The organism is Paracoccus sp. 22332 (assembly GCF_052045125.1).
Taxonomy (GTDB): Bacteria; Pseudomonadota; Alphaproteobacteria; order Rhodobacterales; family Rhodobacteraceae; genus Paracoccus; species Paracoccus haematequi_A.
Genome location: NZ_JBQEOI010000017.1, coordinates 38,180 through 53,553 on the forward strand (window position 1 = coordinate 38,180; position 15,374 = coordinate 53,553).

Annotated in this window: 13 protein-coding genes; 7 read left to right on the forward strand and 6 right to left on the reverse strand. The window is 68.5% G+C overall.

Annotated features, from left to right (window positions below):
* Positions 1 to 2: 2 nt before the first annotated feature.
* The gene (gene dksA, locus ACTJI6_RS15520; protein ID WP_126155835.1) at positions 3 to 425 is read right to left on the reverse strand and encodes an RNA polymerase-binding protein DksA; all 423 of its coding nucleotides are present in this window, start codon (positions 423 to 425) and stop codon (positions 3 to 5) included.
* A 161-nt stretch (positions 426 to 586) separates the two neighbouring features.
* Here dksA and ACTJI6_RS15525 point away from each other — a divergent pair, with 161 nt between their 5' ends.
* The 3 genes from ACTJI6_RS15525 to ACTJI6_RS15535 all read left to right on the forward strand — a co-directional run bounded on the left by ACTJI6_RS15525 (position 587) and on the right by ACTJI6_RS15535 (position 3,245).
* The gene (locus ACTJI6_RS15525) at positions 587 to 1,426 is read left to right on the forward strand and encodes an AAA family ATPase (protein WP_440801916.1); all 840 of its coding nucleotides are present in this window, start codon (positions 587 to 589) and stop codon (positions 1,424 to 1,426) included.
* Positions 1,423 to 1,866 (forward strand): N-acetyltransferase family protein, encoded by a 444-nt coding sequence (locus tag ACTJI6_RS15530; RefSeq protein WP_440801919.1) that lies wholly within the window; start codon positions 1,423 to 1,425, stop codon positions 1,864 to 1,866. Before ACTJI6_RS15525 ends, ACTJI6_RS15530 begins: the two co-directional genes overlap by 4 nt.
* A gap of 98 nt (positions 1,867 to 1,964) precedes the next feature.
* Positions 1,965 to 3,245, forward strand: coding sequence for an O-acetylhomoserine aminocarboxypropyltransferase/cysteine synthase family protein (locus ACTJI6_RS15535; RefSeq protein ID WP_440801920.1), 1,281 nt, complete (start codon positions 1,965 to 1,967; stop codon positions 3,243 to 3,245).
* Positions 3,246 to 3,272: 27 nt separating this feature from the next.
* Here the strand turns inward: ACTJI6_RS15535 and ACTJI6_RS15540 are convergent, their stop codons facing one another.
* The gene (locus ACTJI6_RS15540) at positions 3,273 to 4,256 is read right to left on the reverse strand and encodes an SIMPL domain-containing protein (protein WP_440801922.1); all 984 of its coding nucleotides are present in this window, start codon (positions 4,254 to 4,256) and stop codon (positions 3,273 to 3,275) included.
* A gap of 188 nt (positions 4,257 to 4,444) precedes the next feature.
* On the opposite strand from ACTJI6_RS15540, the gene ACTJI6_RS15545 reads away from it, so the two are divergent.
* Positions 4,445 to 7,357 carry a hypothetical protein gene (locus ACTJI6_RS15545; RefSeq protein ID WP_440801924.1) on the forward strand — a complete coding sequence of 971 codons (2,913 nt, stop codon included), beginning with the start codon at positions 4,445 to 4,447 and terminating at the stop codon, positions 7,355 to 7,357.
* A 5-nt stretch (positions 7,358 to 7,362) separates the two neighbouring features.
* On the opposite strand, the gene ACTJI6_RS15550 is transcribed toward ACTJI6_RS15545, so the two are convergent.
* Entirely contained in the window at positions 7,363 to 7,983 is a 621-nt protein-coding gene (locus tag ACTJI6_RS15550) for a DUF1345 domain-containing protein (RefSeq protein WP_440801926.1), read from the reverse strand.
* Between the two features lie 40 nt (positions 7,984 to 8,023).
* Positions 8,024 to 9,040: a TraB/GumN family protein gene (locus ACTJI6_RS15555; protein WP_440801929.1), complete on the reverse strand. Its 1,017-nt coding sequence runs from the start codon at positions 9,038 to 9,040 to the stop codon at positions 8,024 to 8,026.
* Between the two features lie 194 nt (positions 9,041 to 9,234).
* Between ACTJI6_RS15555 and groES the strand changes: the two genes are divergently transcribed.
* The 3 genes from groES to ACTJI6_RS15570 all read left to right on the forward strand — a co-directional run bounded on the left by groES (position 9,235) and on the right by ACTJI6_RS15570 (position 11,590).
* A complete protein-coding gene (groES, locus tag ACTJI6_RS15560) occupies positions 9,235 to 9,522 on the forward strand; it encodes a co-chaperone GroES (protein WP_126155842.1) in 288 nt (95 codons plus the stop codon).
* A 35-nt stretch (positions 9,523 to 9,557) separates the two neighbouring features.
* Positions 9,558 to 11,195 (forward strand): chaperonin GroEL, encoded by a 1,638-nt coding sequence (groL, locus tag ACTJI6_RS15565; RefSeq protein WP_126155843.1) that lies wholly within the window; start codon positions 9,558 to 9,560, stop codon positions 11,193 to 11,195.
* Positions 11,196 to 11,326: 131 nt separating this feature from the next.
* Complete coding sequence (locus tag ACTJI6_RS15570; RefSeq protein WP_440801934.1) at positions 11,327 to 11,590, forward strand: hypothetical protein; 264 nt, start codon at positions 11,327 to 11,329, stop codon at positions 11,588 to 11,590.
* 7 nt (positions 11,591 to 11,597) lie between these two features.
* On the opposite strand, the gene ACTJI6_RS15575 is transcribed toward ACTJI6_RS15570, so the two are convergent.
* Together ACTJI6_RS15575 and ACTJI6_RS15580 are read right to left on the reverse strand one after the other, a co-directional pair.
* Complete coding sequence (locus tag ACTJI6_RS15575; protein ID WP_440801936.1) at positions 11,598 to 13,127, reverse strand: Ppx/GppA family phosphatase; 1,530 nt, start codon at positions 13,125 to 13,127, stop codon at positions 11,598 to 11,600.
* A gap of 59 nt (positions 13,128 to 13,186) precedes the next feature.
* Complete coding sequence (locus tag ACTJI6_RS15580) at positions 13,187 to 15,352, reverse strand: RNA degradosome polyphosphate kinase (RefSeq protein WP_126155846.1); 2,166 nt, start codon at positions 15,350 to 15,352, stop codon at positions 13,187 to 13,189.
* Between the last annotated feature and the right edge of the window lie 22 nt (positions 15,353 to 15,374).

Here is a 15,374-nt window from a genome sequence, read left to right on the forward strand (position 1 = left end):
CGTCAGTCGTCGCGATGGACGCGTTCGCGGCGTTCGTGGCGTTCCTGGGCTTCCAGCGTCATGGTGGCGATGGGCCGCGCGTCCAGGCGCTTCAGGCTGATCGGTTCCCCGGTCATCTCGCAATAACCGTATTCGCCCGTCTCGATCCGGCGCAGAGCCGCGTCGATCTTGCTGACCAGCTTGCGCTGGCGGTCGCGGGTGCGCAGTTCCAGCGCGCGGTCGGTTTCCTCGGACGCGCGGTCGGCCAGGTCGGGCACCGAGCGGGCGCTGTCCTGCAAGCCCTCCAGCGTTTCGGCGGATTGATCCAGCAACTCCTGCTTCCAGGCTTCCAGCTTGCGCCGGAAATATTCAAGCTGCCGGTCGTTCATGAACGGCTCATCCTCGGCGGGACGATAGTCCTGGGGAAGGAAGGTCTGGGCTTTCATAAATCCTCTCCGGCGGCGCCGGGCTGGACTGCGAACCGGCACCTTGCGCGCCCCCTTAAAGTATGACGTGCTGCTTGTCACTAGGCGAAACGAACATGAACGGAGGACAGGCATCCCATGCGTTGTTTTCCTTCAAGTATCTCACCTGAAAGGAGAGTTTGATGCAGTTCACCGGCACCGGCCGATATGTCGCCCCGCCCGACCTGGCGATTGCCGTCAATGCCGCCGTGACGCTGGAACGTCCGCTGCTGGTCAAGGGGGAACCGGGAACCGGCAAGACCGAGCTGGCCCGGCAGGTGGCCGACAGCCTGGGCCTGCCGATCATCGAATGGCACGTCAAATCAACGACCAAGGCGCAACAGGGGTTGTATGAATACGACGCGGTGTCGCGGTTGCGCGACAGCCAGCTGGGCGATGCGCGGGTCCATGATGTCGGCAACTACATCCGCCAGGGCAAGCTGTGGCAGGCCTTCACCGCGCCGCAGAAGGTGGTCCTGCTGATCGACGAGATCGACAAGGCCGACATCGAGTTCCCCAACGACCTTCTGCAGGAACTCGACCGGATGGAGTTTCACGTTTACGAGACGGCCCAGACGATCCGCGCCGCGCACCGGCCGGTGGTCATCATCACCTCGAACAACGAAAAGGAATTGCCGGACGCCTTCCTGCGGCGGTGCTTTTTCCACTACATCCGCTTTCCCGATGCCGACACGCTGCGCGCCATCGTCGAGGTGCATTATCCTGGCCTGAAGCGCGCCCTGCTGGACCAGGCGCTGACCCAGTTCTTCGATCTGCGCGAGACACCGGGGCTGAAGAAGAAGCCCTCGACCAGCGAATTGCTGGACTGGCTGAAGCTGATCCTGGCCGAGGATCTGGCGCCCGAGGATCTGAAGCGCGATCCCCAGACCATGCTGCCCCGCCTGCATGGCGCGCTGTTGAAGAACGAACAGGACGTGGCGCTGTTCGAGAAGCTGGCCTTCATGGCGCGGAGGCAGCGATGATCGTCCGGCCGCTGCGCACCGAGGACAAGGACCAGTGGCAGGCGCTGTATGACGCCTATCACAGCTTCTATGACCGGCCCGGCCTGCCGCAGGAGTTCTTCGATGCGGCCTTCGCACGGCTGACAGCGGGGGATCCGGGCGATTTCCATTGCCTGGTGGCCGATGACGGCGGGGCGCTGCTGGGCCTGACGCATTACGTCTTTCACCCGCATCTGTGGTTCCCCGAGGGCACCTGCTATCTGCAAGACCTGTTCACCGCCGATGGCGCGCGGGGGCGTGGGGTGGGCCGGGCGCTGATCGAGGGCGTCTATGCCGCCGCCGATGCGGCGGGCCGTCCGCGCGTCTATTGGCTGACGCAGGAATTCAACTATGCGGGGCGGATGCTCTATGACCGGGTTGGGGTGCGGACGCCCTTCATCCGCTATAACCGGCCGTTGTAGGACGCGGCGGCCGGGCCGCCCCGGCAAAAGAGATTTCTTTGCCGTTGCGGGACTTGGCCCCGTCGGCCTAGGCTCTGCCCGACCAGAAGGAGGGGCAGATGACCCAGGGCTTTGACACGACAGCGATTCACGCGGGCACGGAGCCCGATCCGGCGACCGGCGCGCGGCAGGTGCCGATCTATCAGACCACATCCTATGTCTTCAAGGATGCCGACCACGCCGCGCGGCTGTTCGGGCTGCAAGAGGTCGGATACATCTATTCGCGCCTGACCAACCCGACCGTGGGCGCCTTGCAGAACCGCATCGCCGCGCTGGAAGGGGGCGCGGGGGCGGTCTGCTGTTCGTCGGGCCATGCGGCGCAGATCATGGCGCTGTTCCCGCTGATGGGGCCGGGGCTGAACATCATCGCCTCGACCCGGCTGTACGGCGGGACTGTCACGCAGTTCAGCCAGACCATCAAGCGGTTCGGCTGGTCGGCGAAATTCGTCGATTTCGACGATCTGGAGGCCCTGCGCGCCGCCATCGACGGCGACACCCGCGCGATCTTCTGCGAATCGATCAGCAATCCCGGCGGCTATGTCACCGACATCCCTGCGGTGGCGGAGATCGCGAAGGCCGCAGGCATCCCGCTGATCGTGGACAATACGCTGGCGACGCCCTATCTGTGCAAACCCATCGAACAGGGCGCCACCCTGGTCGTCCACAGCCTGACCAAATACATGACCGGCAACGGCACCGTCACCGGCGGCGCGGTGGTGGACAGCGGCAGCTTCGACTGGTCGGCCTCGGGCAAGTTCCCCAGCCTGTCGGACCCGGAACCCGCCTATCACGGCCTGAAATTCCACGAGACCTTCGGCAATCTGGCCTTCACCTTTCACTCCATCGCCATTGGCTTGCGCGACCTGGGCATGACGATGAACCCGCAGGGCGCCCATTACACGCTGATGGGGATCGAGACGCTGGGCCTGCGCATGGCCCGCCATGTCGAAAACGCCCAGAAGGTCGCGGAATGGCTGGAAAAGGATCCGCGCGTCACGGCCGTGACCTATGCGGGGCTGGCGTCCTCGCCCTGGAACGCGACGGCGAAGCGGCTGTATCCCAAGGGCGCGGGGGCGCTGTTCACCTTTGCGGTCAAGGGCGGCTATGACGCGGCGGTCAAGGTGGTCGGCGCGCTGAAGCTGTTCAGCCATGTCGCGAACCTGGGCGACGCGCGGTCGCTGGTGATCCATTCGGCATCGACCACCCACCGCCAGCTGACCGAGGATCAGCAGCGCGCCGCGGGGGCCGCCCCCGACCTGCTGCGCCTGTCCATCGGCATCGAGGATCCGGCGGACCTGATCGCCGACCTGGATCAGGCCCTGGCCGCGGCGGTGGCATAGGAAAGGGGGCCGAAGCCCCCTGCCCGATCAGTTCGCGGGGGCCTGCCCTTCGGCCGGGGGCGTGCCCATCGGCACCACCGGCTGGCCGGGTTCCGGCGCGCCGGTATCGGTGCCCAGCGGCGGCGGCACGTCGCCCGGCACGGGCGCGCCCGCATCGTCGCCCGGTACGGGCGCGCCCGCGTCATCGCCCGGCACCGGCGGGTGGCCCTCGGGAAGGCCGTGGTTGTGGTGGCCACGACCGCCCTTGCCGTCCATCGGGCCGCAGTCCTGCCCGCCCAGGGCGAACTGCATCTCGACCAGGGCGGACAGCGCCACCTCGCCCGCCGCGATCGGCACCTTGGCGGAATCCGCGGCGGCCCGCGCCTCCATCATCATCGGACGCGGCCCTTCAGGCGTCGGCGTGTCGCGCAGCACCAGCACCGGGCCAAGCGTCAGGCCCGCAGCCTCGGCCAGCACCTCGGCCTTGTGGCGCGCGTCCTCGACCGCAGCGCGGCGGGCTTCGTCCTCGGTCGCGCTGCTGTCGTCGCGGATGAAGCTGATGCCGTTGATCTCGTTCGCGCCTGCGGCGACGATGGCATCCAGCACCTCGCCCAGGCGGGCCACATCCTTGACGCGCACCGACACCATGTTGCTGGCCTGATAGCCGGTCACCGTGGGCGCGCGCCCTTCGCCGTAATCCATCACCGGGTTCAGGTTCAGACCCGAGGTCTGGACATCCGCCGCATCGATCCCCGCGCCCGCCAGCGCCTCGAACACCGCCGTCTGCTGCTGCGAATTCTGGCGCATCGCGTCGGCGGCACCGGCGGCCTGGGTGGTGACGCCCAGCTGGATGGTCGCCAGGTCGGGGGCCACGCGCGCTTCGCCCTGGCCGGTCACGGTCAGGCGCGACATGCCGGGATGGCACATGCCATGCCCGCCCTTGCCGGGCGCGGCCATCGCCGGGGCGCCAAGCGCCAGCGCCGTGGAGGCCACCAGGGCGGCCCGTGCCAGCCTGCGCGGAAACTGTGTCATGTCTCTGTCCTCTTTGCGGAAATTTTCCTGGCCCCACTAACCGCGATCCTGCCGGGAAGTTCAAAGCAAATGCGTTCACGGATCCGCCAGTTTGGCTTTCCTCAACCGGCGAAATCCGCTAAATCTGGGGTAATCAAACCAAATCGCGGACCCATAGAACACGCGATCATCATGAGCAGTGATCCACCATGAACAGACATATCGCCCCGCCCGATTTCGCCATGAGCTTTACGTCCGAGGCGGTCATGCTGGAACACCGCGACGGCCTGGGGTGGCGGCCCCTGGGCCAGGCGCCCTTCGCGGGCCGCGAGATGACCGCCCGGTTGGCCGCGCTGCGCGACCAGGCGGGCGCGCCGCCCAGCCAGCTGGACACCGTGCTGGTCATTCCCGACGACCAGATCCTGTACAGCACGCTGACGGTTCCGGTTGGATCGGATACGCCCCTGGCCATCGCCCGCGCGCTTGAGGGGATGACCCCCTATGCTGCGGACGAACTGGCCTTCGACTGGTGCCCCTCGGCCAGCGGCGATGTCGAGACGCTGCGCATCGCCGCCGTCGCCCGCCGGACCCTGGAAGAGGCCGAGGATTTCGCCCGGTCCCAGGGCTTCCGCCCCTCGGGCTTCGTGGCGCGTCCTGGGGACGACCGCTTCGACGGGCAGCCCGATTTCGGCCCCAGCCGCCTGGCCGAGGATCAGGTCACCCGCCCGCCCTTCAGCCAGCCCGACCTGACCCAGGCGCGCGTGACCGATCCGGTGGTGGCCGTCCCGGAACCCGCCGGGACCAAGGCCGAGGCGCCCGCCGTCATCAGCCGCATCGTGCCGCATGTGGCGGCGGTTCCGCCGGTCAAGGCCAGCCCCGAACCGGAACAACCCGCAGCCGAACCTTCTGTCGGGCCTGCCTCTGAACCTGCCCCCACCGCCGCCACCGCCACCGCCGCCAGCGTGATCCGCCACAAAGAGGTCAAGTCCCCCGTCGCGGCCCCCCGCCCCCTGTCTCCGCGCGCCCAGGCCGTCCACGACCGCGCCCGAGAGGCCCGCGCCCGGCCCGCCGCGCCGCAGGACGCCGTGGCCGCCGAATCCCTGATGGCCCGCCTGCGTCGCCTGGATCCGGGCCGCTTGCCGGTCCTGATGGGGATCCTGGTTCTGGGCCTTGTCGCGGTGCTGGCCTTCTTCGGCGCGCCGTCGAACGAAGAAGCGCCGGTAGCAACGACGCAGCCTGTGGCCGGCCCCGATCTGCCTGCCGATCCCGCACCAGAGCTTGCGGCGACGGCCCCCGCCCCGGATCAGGCGGCGGTTCTTCCGCCCGCCGTCGATCCTGTTGCGGCCGATCCCGCCGCGGAACCCCGCCAGGCCGAGGCTGCGGCCGAACCGGCCGAAGTCGCGGCTGTCCCTGTCCCCGCGCCGACGGCGCCGGTGGAACAGGAACCCGCCCCGGTTGCGGCGGCTCCGGTCCTGGCTCCTGCCGATGCCGCGACCGCACTTTCCGCCGCTCGTCCCCAGCCGACGCCGCAGCAGCCTGCCCCCGCGCCGCAGCCTGCCGTACCGACCGCGCAGGGCGACGACGCCCTCAGCCAGGCGCTGACCGAAGCGATGGCCGCGGCCCCCGCCGCCACTTCCGCGACCCAAAGGCCGATCAGCGCGGCCACCATGACGGAAGCGCCCGCACCCGCTCTGGCTGCAACGCCTGCCCCGGCAGCGACGGCCCCGGCGACCGCCGTCCCTGCGACGCGGGTGACGCCTCCGGCGCAGCGGCTGGCCAGTTCCGCCCGTCCGCCGCGCGTGGCCCCGGTGCGGGCGGCGGCCCCGGCGCCCTCCGATGCGCGCCCGGTGGTTCCTGCCAGCCCGCCGCCCTTCGCGGAACGCGCCCGCCCGCAGACCCCCGCGCGGTTGACCGGATCGCGTCCGCCGGAACGTCCGGCCTCGGTCACGCCTGCCAGCAGCCCGGCCCGCGCGCGTGATGCCGCCCCTGCCGCCGACCCGGCCCGCGCTGCGCCGCCCGCCGCGTCTTCCGGCAGGCCGCCCGCGCGGCCCCAGCGGCAAAGCCTGATCGAGGAAGGCAGCCGGTCCGAGGATGGCCAGCCGACTCGCCTGAGCCAGGCCGAACGCCGCGCCCTGACCGACCTGCTGCGCGACCTGCGCACCGCCCAGGCGGGGGCGCGGGGCCTCAGCGATGCGGAACGCGGCGCGGTGATCCGGCTGGCCGAGGCCCGCCCGTCCCGCAAGCCCATGGCGGTCGGCGGGCCGTCGCAACAGGCGGTGCGCGATGCGGTCGCGGCGGCCGTCGCCGATGCGCCCCGTGCCCGGTCGGGTCTGGGACAATCGGCCCGGCCCCATGCCCGGCCCGGCGGGGCGCGCCCTGCCGTCCGCAGCGATCCCGGCCCCGGCAGCGCCAGCCTGTCGAGCGGGGCCATCGACCGGGCCGTCGCCGCAGCCGTTTCGGAAAGCTCTCCTCTGCCGGGCGCCGTCGCTTTGACGGCGCTTCGTTCATCTGCGCTGCCGCCGCGCCGTGCGGCGGGCGCCGGGGCCGCCGCGGTGGCGGCCACCGTGGCCGCAACCCCGTTGGCCCCTACCGCCGACGACCTGCGCGCCGCCGCCCAGGCGCAGTCGCAAGAGGCTGCCTTGGCCGAACAGCGCCGCCAGGACGCCGAATTGCAGGCCCAGGCCGAGGCCCGCGCCCGCGCCCGTGCCGCCCAGGACGCCCAGGCCGAGGCGCAGGCCCGCGCCCAGGCCGAAGCCCGCGCCCGCGCCCAGGCCGAAGCAGAAGCGCGCGCCGCAGCCGCCCGCCAGCAGCGCTATGCCCCGCCCGAGGCCGAGGAGGAACCCGAGGTCACCGCCGCCATCCCCGACGGGCGCACGCCGACCACGGCCGGGGTCGCTGCGACGGTCAAGGACGGCATCCAGATCAACCGCACCCAGATCATCGGCACCATCGGCGCGGGCAAGGCCAGCCGCGCGCTTGTGCGGCTGTCGAACGGCCGCATCCTGACCCTGCGTCTGGGCGACAAGATCAACGGCGGCACCATCACCGACATCGGCGACAGCCGCATCACCTTCGTCAAGGGCGGCCAGGCGCAGGCCCTGTCGGTTCTGGGCGGGCGCTGATCCCGTCAGCCCTGCGACAGCGCGACATTGACCGCCAGGGCCAGAAGCACGGTGTTGAAAAAGAACGACAGCGCCGAATGCAGCACCACCACGCGGCGCAGCCGGGTATCACGGATCGCCACGTCCGATGTCTGGGCCGTCATGCCCAAGGTCATGCTGAAATAGATGAAATCCCATGGCCCCGGCTCCCTGGTTCCGGGAAAGTCCAGGCCCCCCGCGCGCTGCCCGGCTTCGACGGCATAGAACAGCCGCGCGTAATGGAACGCCATCACCATGTGCAGCGTGGCCCAGCCCAGCGGGACCGAGGCGACGGCCATCGCCGGGCGCAGCCAGCCCGCCCCGGTCCTGTCCCCCAGCGTGCCGAACACCGCCCACAGGCACAGCGCCACCGCGCCCACGGCCAGCAGCACGATGACATGGCCGCCCTCGTCATCCTCGGCCCCGTGACGGCGCAGGTCGGCGCCTGTCAGGCGATGGGCGAAGCGCGCCGCCAAGGCCAGATAGGCGGCAAAGAACAGGTTGCCGCCCGCCAGCGTGCGGTCGATCAGCGCCATCGGCAGCGCCAGACCCGCCGCAACCCCCACCGCCAGGGCGGCCAGGAACCGCCCATGACGGCGCCAGTTCATCCCAAGGCCCGACGGTCGCGCGTCGGCCTGAGGGCGCCGGTCATCCGTCCAGCCTCTCGATGGTCCAGCCGTCCCTCTCCAGCAGCCGCAGGACGCCCTGGTCGCCCGGCAGATGCAGCGCGCCAAAGCCCGCGACGATGCCCTTGCCCTGCCGGGCGGCATCGCGCGCCCCTTGGGTCAGCGGGGCGATCCAGGACTGGTTCCGGCGGTCCATCAACTGCTCTTTCGCCAGCCGCATCTGCGCATCCACCTGATCGCGCGTCAGGCCCGAATTGCGATAGGCATCGAAGCGGCCGAACTCCCAGATCGCCCAGACATCGCCCGCGAAATAGGCATCGGTCAGCGTCACCGCGTAATCGTCGGCATGGGCGGCGGCGGGCAGCGCGGCGCGGATCATCTCGATCTCCTGCTGCGGGGTCAGGTGGCCGAACAGGGTGAAGACGGTATCCCAGGGCTCCAGGGCGCGAACCGGCAGATCCAGGGCCTCGGCCCGCTCGACAAGGCGGTGGTCCAGCCCCTGGGCGCCGCTTTCGGCCATCTGCCGGATCATGCAGGGGCTGATCCCCAGCATCATCGCCACATACCAGGGCCGCAGCTTCGACGTGACGACGGCGGGGGTGCCCCGTTCGGCCATCGCCGCCGACAGCAGGCCCCAATCCCGGTCGTCCAGCCGCTCGGGCAGGGTCGGGCCGTCGGGATCCGCCATCAGCGTGGGATCCGCGGCCAGGGCCTCGGTCAGCCTGCGTTCCTCCTCGGGCCCGGCCTCGACGAAGAGGGCGGCGGCATCGGCCAGCAGCGGCTCGACCCGCGCCAGCATCGCGTCGTGGCGCGGATCGCCGAAATGATAGGTCCCGACCAGGGTCATCTTCTGATCGTCCTTGCTGGCCCGCCACAGCAGGCCCCGATGATAGGGGATGTCGGCCACCGCCGCGTCGATTTCGGCCCGCTGGTCGGGGGTCATTGCATCGAACAGGTTGGCGCCCACGCATTCGGATGCCTGCGCCCATACCGGGGCCGCCGCCCACAGCGCAAAAACCGCCGCCACCAAGACCCTCATCCGCCGCTTCCCCGCTGTTGCCGCCCGAAGGCTGGCACAGCCCCGCCGCCTTGACCAGCCGCCCGGCCCAAGAATTTGGCGTCGCGGCGGCGTTGACAGGGCCGCTCGGGTGGCCTAGATCACCGTCATTGGCACTCATCCGGTGTGAGTGCCAACACCGCAACACTGCAACCTGAAACACGGAGTGTTCACCAATGGCATTCAAACCGCTGCACGACCGCGTCCTGGTCCGTCGCGTCCAGTCGGACGAAAAGACCAAGGGCGGCCTGATCATCCCCGACAGCGCCAAGGAAAAGCCCGCGGAAGGCGAGATCATCGCCGTCGGCGAGGGCGCGCGCAAGGATTCGGGCGAACTGATCGCGCCCAGCGTCAAGGCGGGCGACCGCGTGCTGTTCGGCAAATGGTCGGGCACGGAAGTCACGATCGACGGCGAGGAGCTGCTGATCATGAAGGAAAGCGACATCCTGGGCGTCATCGCCTGATCCGCATCCTTCACCCATAAATTCAGGAGATTCACATGGCTGCGAAAGAAGTCAAGTTCAACACGGACGCCCGCGACCGGATGCTGAAAGGCGTCAACATCCTGGCAGACGCCGTGAAGGTCACGCTGGGCCCGAAAGGCCGCAACGTGGTGATCGACAAGTCCTTCGGCGCCCCGCGCATCACCAAGGACGGCGTCTCGGTCGCCAAGGAAATCGAGCTGGCCGACAAGTTCGAGAACATGGGTGCCCAGATGGTCCGCGAAGTGGCCTCGCGCACCAATGACGAGGCCGGCGACGGCACCACCACCGCCACCGTGCTGGCCCAGGCCATCGTGAAAGAGGGCATGAAGGCGGTCGCCGCCGGCATGAACCCGATGGATCTGAAGCGCGGCATCGACCTGGCGACCTCGAAGGTTGTCGAGGCCATCAAGGCCGCCTCGCGCCCGGTGAACGACAGCGACGAAGTCGCCCAGGTCGGCACCATCTCGGCCAACGGCGAGGCCAATATCGGCCGCTTCATCGCCGACGCGATGCAGAAGGTCGGCAACGAGGGTGTCATCACCGTCGAAGAAAACAAGGGGATGGAGACCGAGGTCGAAGTCGTCGAAGGCATGCAGTTCGACCGCGGCTATCTGTCGCCCTATTTCGTCACCAATCCCGACAAGATGATCGCGGATCTGGAAGACGCCTACATCCTGCTGCACGAGAAGAAACTGTCCTCGCTGCAACCGATGGTTCCGCTGCTGGAAGCCGTGATCCAGTCGGGCAAGCCGCTGGTCATCGTGGCCGAGGACGTGGAAGGCGAGGCCTTGGCGACCCTAGTCGTCAACAAGCTGCGCGGCGGTCTGAAGATCGCGGCGGTGAAGGCTCCGGGCTTCGGCGACCGCCGCAAGGCCATGCTGCAAGACATCGCCATCCTGACCGGCGGTCAGGTCATCAGCGAAGATCTGGGCATGAAGCTGGAAAATGTCGGTATCGACATGCTGGGCCGCGCCAAGAAGATCACGATCAACAAGGACAACACCACCATCGTCGACGGCGCCGGTGAGAAGTCCGAGATCGAGGCCCGCGTTTCCCAAATCCGCCAGCAGATCGAGGAAACCACCTCGGATTACGACCGCGAGAAGCTGCAAGAGCGTGTCGCGAAGCTGGCCGGCGGCGTCGCCGTCATCCGCGTCGGCGGCATGACCGAGGTCGAGGTGAAGGAACGCAAGGACCGTGTGGACGACGCGCTGAACGCGACCCGCGCGGCCGTGCAGGAAGGCGTTGTCGTCGGCGGCGGCGTGGCCCTGGTTCAGGGCGGCAAGGCCCTGGAAGGCCTGACCGCCGAGAACAGCGACCAGGAAGCCGGCATCGCCATCGTGCGCCGCGCCCTGGAAGCCCCGATGCGCCAGATCGCCGAAAACGCCGGTGTCGACGGTGCCGTGGTTGCCGGCAAGGTCCGCGAATCGACCGACAAGTCGTTCGGCTTCAACGCCCAGACCGAAGAATATGGCGACATGTTCAAGTTCGGCGTGATCGACCCGGCCAAGGTGGTTCGCACCGCCCTGGAAGACGCGGCCTCGGTCGCGGGCCTGCTGATCACCACCGAAGCGATGATCGCCGAGAAGCCCGAGCCGAAGGCCGCGGCCGGCGGGATGCCCGACATGGGCGGCATGGGCGGGATGATGTAATCATCCCCTGCCCTGCGGCAGACACGGAAAGGGCGCCTTCGGGCGCCCTTTTTGCTTGGCGCGGCAGGCGTCCGCTAACCGGATGTGAAGGATTTCGCGCTAGATCATCGGACATGCCGCAGGGGAATCACATGATCCGCATCATCGCAGTCCTAACCCTGGTTGTCCTTGGTCCGGCCCAACCGGCGCAGGCCTGCGGCAGCGGCGCCAGCAGCACCTTTTGCGCAGATGGCTGGGTCGCGCAGCAGCCCGCCAAGGCGCTTGGTCCGGACAGCGGGGGCGATTCCCAAGGGGGCGGATGGCCTGACGACGCGACGGAACCGTCCGGCGATGGAATCTATGTCGAAGGGGCGGTGGTCGTGGACACGCCTTCCGAGGATGACGGGCAGTTGTGATCCGGGATCAGCCCTCGATCACGCCTTCCACTCCCAGGGCGCTGCACAGCGCCTTGAACCGGGCCTCGGCCACCTCGCCCATCAGCTTGCGGCCGACGGGCGTCAGGTGCAGGCGCAGTTGCGTGGCGTCGAAGGTCAGCCTGCCCGCGTCCGCCGGGTCGTCCAGCGCCAGCATCGCGCCGAACCGCATCGCCTTTCCCAGCACCTCGGCATCGCGGATGTCGCCCTCGTCCAGCAGCTTGAACAGCGGCGCCATGGGCGACCCCGCGCGGCTGTTCTTATAACGGTGCAGCAGCGCCAGGCCCAGGAAGACGCGCTCGGGGTGGGACAGCGCGGCCATGTTGGCGCGGGTCACATTGTCGAAGCAGGCCTCGGCGCGGTAATCGGGATGGGCGCGCCAGCTTGTGTCGTGCAGCAGGCAGGCCACGCGGATCAGGCGGTCGCGTTCCGGCGGCGCGTTCTGGAACAGGGGTTGCAGGAACTGGTACAGCTTCTTGCCGGATCCCGGCATCCGCGCCATCTGGCGTTCGGTAAAGCGCGCGGCCTCGATCAGCGGGTCGCGCTTGCGCAGGCTGTCGGGCATCTGTTCGTACAGCAACCCCTCGCGGATGCCATAGCTGCTGACGGCCAGTTCGGTCGGCGCGAAGGTCTCGGCCAGTTGCAGCAGCACCTGCGAGGCCAGCGGCACCAGTTCCATCCGAGAGGACGAGATGTCGACCTGGCTGCGCAGCTCGTTCAGGTCATGCGTGCCGATCCAGGCCACCGTATCTGCCACCGCCTTGGGCGTCATGCGGTATTCGTGCAGCACGGTCATCGGATAGGCCACACGCTCCATGTCCAGCCGGGCGATGGCGCGCCAGCTGCCGCCCACCAGATAGATGCGTTCGTGATGGGTGCCCATGACGGCAGCCAGTTCGGTCACGACCTTCCTGATATACTTGCGCAGCCCGTCCTTGCCGCCGGGCACCTGTTGCAGGCGGAACGGTCCCAACTGCGAGGACACGCGCCGCCCGACCTGCCCGTCCGCGACCTCGGCCAGTTCCATCGAGTTGCCGCCGATGTCGCAGACCAGCCCGCGCGCGTCGGGCCAGCCCAACAGCACGCCCTGGGCGGACAGGCGGGCCTCTTCCTCGCCGTCGATGACCCACATCTTGATGCCGGTCTCGCGTTCGACGCGGGCCTGGAATTCGGGACCGTCTGCGGCCTCGCGCACGGCGGCGGTGGCGACGCAGGTCAGCGGGCCGATATCCATCCCCTTGGCAAGCGCCGCAAAGCGTTGCAGCGCCGCGAAGCCGCGCTTGACGCCCTCGGGGTTCAGGCGGCCGGTCTGGGCCATCTTGGCCCCCAGCCCGGCCATGATCTTTTCGTTATAGAAATAGGCAGGCGACCGGGCCGCGCCGTCGAAGACCACCAGCCGGATCGAGTTCGACCCCACGTCGACCACGCCCACGCGCGACAGGGCGCGCTTGGGCAGGGTCGCGAACATCTTGCCGAAAGGCTCGACCTTCTTGCCGGTCGTCGTCCGCACGCCGTTCATCGCCGCCTCTCCTGCTTGGTCCGCATCGCCGCTGTTAATGAACCGCCCTGACGGGTGCGTCAATCGTTCGAATGGGTTAATGCCGGAACGTCCCCGGCCCCCGCAGTGCCCCGTCCGGACAGTGACGGATGGTCCATGAAGAAACGGTGACAGTTGAACAGGTCGTCGCGCCCCTCGGGCAGATAGCGCACGAACCGGCCATCGGGTTGCAAAAGCCAGCTTTGCGCCTCGTCCGCCATGTTGGCGGCCATGATCTGGCTGACGATCTGCGCCTTGACGGTATCGTTCACGCATTCGACCAGGGTTTCGACACGGCGGTTCAGGTTGCGGTCCATCCAGTCGGCCGAGCTGATGAAGACGCGCGCCCGCTTCGACGGCAGGCCATAGCCGTTGCCGAAGCAGACGATCCGCGAATGTTCCAGATATCGCCCGACGATGGATTTCACGCGGATATTGTCCGACAGCCCCCGGATGCCGGGCCGGATCCCGCAGATGCCGCGCACCACCAGGCTGATCTTCACGCCCGCAGCACTTGCCGCATACAGCGCGTCGATCACGTCCCTTTCGATCAGCGAATTCATCTTGGCCCAGATCGCGGCGGGACGTCCCTGACGGGCCAGTTCGGCCTCTCTCGCGATCAAGGAAATCAGCCGGTCCTTGAGGTCGATGGGCGAGATGGAAATGTTTTCCAGCCCTGCCGGCTGCACATAGCCCGACAGGTAGTTGAAGACCTTGGTCGCGTCCCGGCCCAGGGCCGGGTCGCAGGTGAACAGCGACAGGTCGGTATAGATCCGCGCCGTGATCGGGTGATAGTTGCCGGTCCCGTAATGGGTATAGGTGACCAGGTTGTCGCCTTCCCGGCGCACCACCGTGCTGATCTTGGCATGGGTCTTGTAGTTCACGAAGCCATAGACAACATGCGCCCCGGCCCGTTCCAGGCGGCGCGACTGGCGGATGTTCGCGGCCTCGTCGAAGCGGGCCTTCAGTTCGACAAGCGCGGTGACGGACTTGCCGGATTCGGCGGCCTCGCACAGCGCATCGACGATCGGGCTGTCGCGGCTGGTGCGGTACAGCGTCTGCTTGATCGCCAGCACGTTCGGATCGCGCGCGGCCTGGGCCAGGAAGCGGATCACCATGTCGAAGGTCTCATAGGGGTGGTGCAGCAGCATGTCCTTTTGCTTGATGGCGGCGAACATGTCGCCGTCATGGTCCTGTACCCGTTCGGGAACGCGCGGCGTGAAGGCGGGCCATTGCAGGTCGCGGCGCGAATCCAGCACCAGTTCGCGCAGGTCGGCCACGCCCAGCAGCCCCTCGACCTCGATCACCTCGTCGGGACCGACCTCCAGTTCCTCCATGATCAGGCGGCGCAGCCGGTCGGGGGCGCCGCGCGTGATCTTCAGCCGGATCACGCTGCCCCGGCGGCGGCGTTTCAGCGCGGTCTCGAATTCGCGGACCAGATCCTCGGCTTCCTCCTCGACCTCCAGGTCGCTGTCGCGCAGCACGCGGAAAGCGCAATGGCCCGTGTCGCGATAGCCCGGAAACAGGCTGGACAGGTGCATCAGCAGCAGGTCTTCCAGCTTGAAGAACCGCTCTCCGCCCGGCAGGGGGATGAAGCGGTCCAATTGCGCGGGGATCGGCAGCAGCGCCTGCATCTGCCGCCCGTCGGTCTCGCGGGCCAGTTCAAGCGCCAGCGAGAAACCCGCGTTCGGGATGAAGGGGAAGGGGTGCGCCGGGTCGATGGCCAACGGCGACAGGACCGGGAACACCTTGCGTTCGAAATAGTCGTGCAGGAATTCCTCTTCGGCGCGGGTCAGCCGGGACCGGGACAGGATGACGATGCCCGCCTCCTCCATTTCCCGGCGGATGCGGTTCCAGACGCCCTGCTGCGCGCCCATCAGGCGGCGGGCGTCGGCATTGATCATCGACAGCTGTTCCGCAGGCGTCAGCCCGTCGTCCGAGGGCGTGGCGTTGCCCTCTCGCACCAGTTCGCGCAGGCCCGCCACGCGGACGGTATAGAATTCGTCCAGGTTGGTCGCGCTGATCGACACGAAGCGCAGCCGTTCCAGCAGCGGCACGCGGGGGTTGCGCGCCTCGTCCAGGACGCGCCAGTTGAAGGACAGCCAGCTGATCTCGCGGTTGAAGAAGCGCGCGCCGTTCTGGGGCACGCCCTCGGGCAGATCCTGGGGTTCCGGGAAGGGCGTTCGAAGGAAATCGGCTTGCGTCATGGTCCTGGCCTTCAGCGGATGA

Coding starts and splice junctions, on each gene's coding strand:
- ACTJI6_RS15580 (WP_126155846.1), bottom strand. CDS start 15,352: ATGACGCAAGCCGATTTCCTTCGAACGCCCTTCCCGGAACCCCAGGAT.
- ACTJI6_RS15525 (WP_440801916.1), top strand. CDS start 587: ATGCAGTTCACCGGCACCGGCCGATATGTCGCCCCGCCCGACCTGGCG.
- ACTJI6_RS15570 (WP_440801934.1), top strand. CDS start 11,327: ATGATCCGCATCATCGCAGTCCTAACCCTGGTTGTCCTTGGTCCGGCC.
- ACTJI6_RS15575 (WP_440801936.1), bottom strand. CDS start 13,127: ATGAACGGCGTGCGGACGACGACCGGCAAGAAGGTCGAGCCTTTCGGC.
- ACTJI6_RS15545 (WP_440801924.1), top strand. CDS start 4,445: ATGAACAGACATATCGCCCCGCCCGATTTCGCCATGAGCTTTACGTCC.
- ACTJI6_RS15530 (WP_440801919.1), top strand. CDS start 1,423: ATGATCGTCCGGCCGCTGCGCACCGAGGACAAGGACCAGTGGCAGGCG.
- dksA (WP_126155835.1), bottom strand. CDS start 425: ATGAAAGCCCAGACCTTCCTTCCCCAGGACTATCGTCCCGCCGAGGAT.
- groES (WP_126155842.1), top strand. CDS start 9,235: ATGGCATTCAAACCGCTGCACGACCGCGTCCTGGTCCGTCGCGTCCAG.
- ACTJI6_RS15535 (WP_440801920.1), top strand. CDS start 1,965: ATGACCCAGGGCTTTGACACGACAGCGATTCACGCGGGCACGGAGCCC.
- groL (WP_126155843.1), top strand. CDS start 9,558: ATGGCTGCGAAAGAAGTCAAGTTCAACACGGACGCCCGCGACCGGATG.
- ACTJI6_RS15550 (WP_440801926.1), bottom strand. CDS start 7,983: ATGAACTGGCGCCGTCATGGGCGGTTCCTGGCCGCCCTGGCGGTGGGG.
- ACTJI6_RS15540 (WP_440801922.1), bottom strand. CDS start 4,256: ATGACACAGTTTCCGCGCAGGCTGGCACGGGCCGCCCTGGTGGCCTCC.
- ACTJI6_RS15555 (WP_440801929.1), bottom strand. CDS start 9,040: ATGAGGGTCTTGGTGGCGGCGGTTTTTGCGCTGTGGGCGGCGGCCCCG.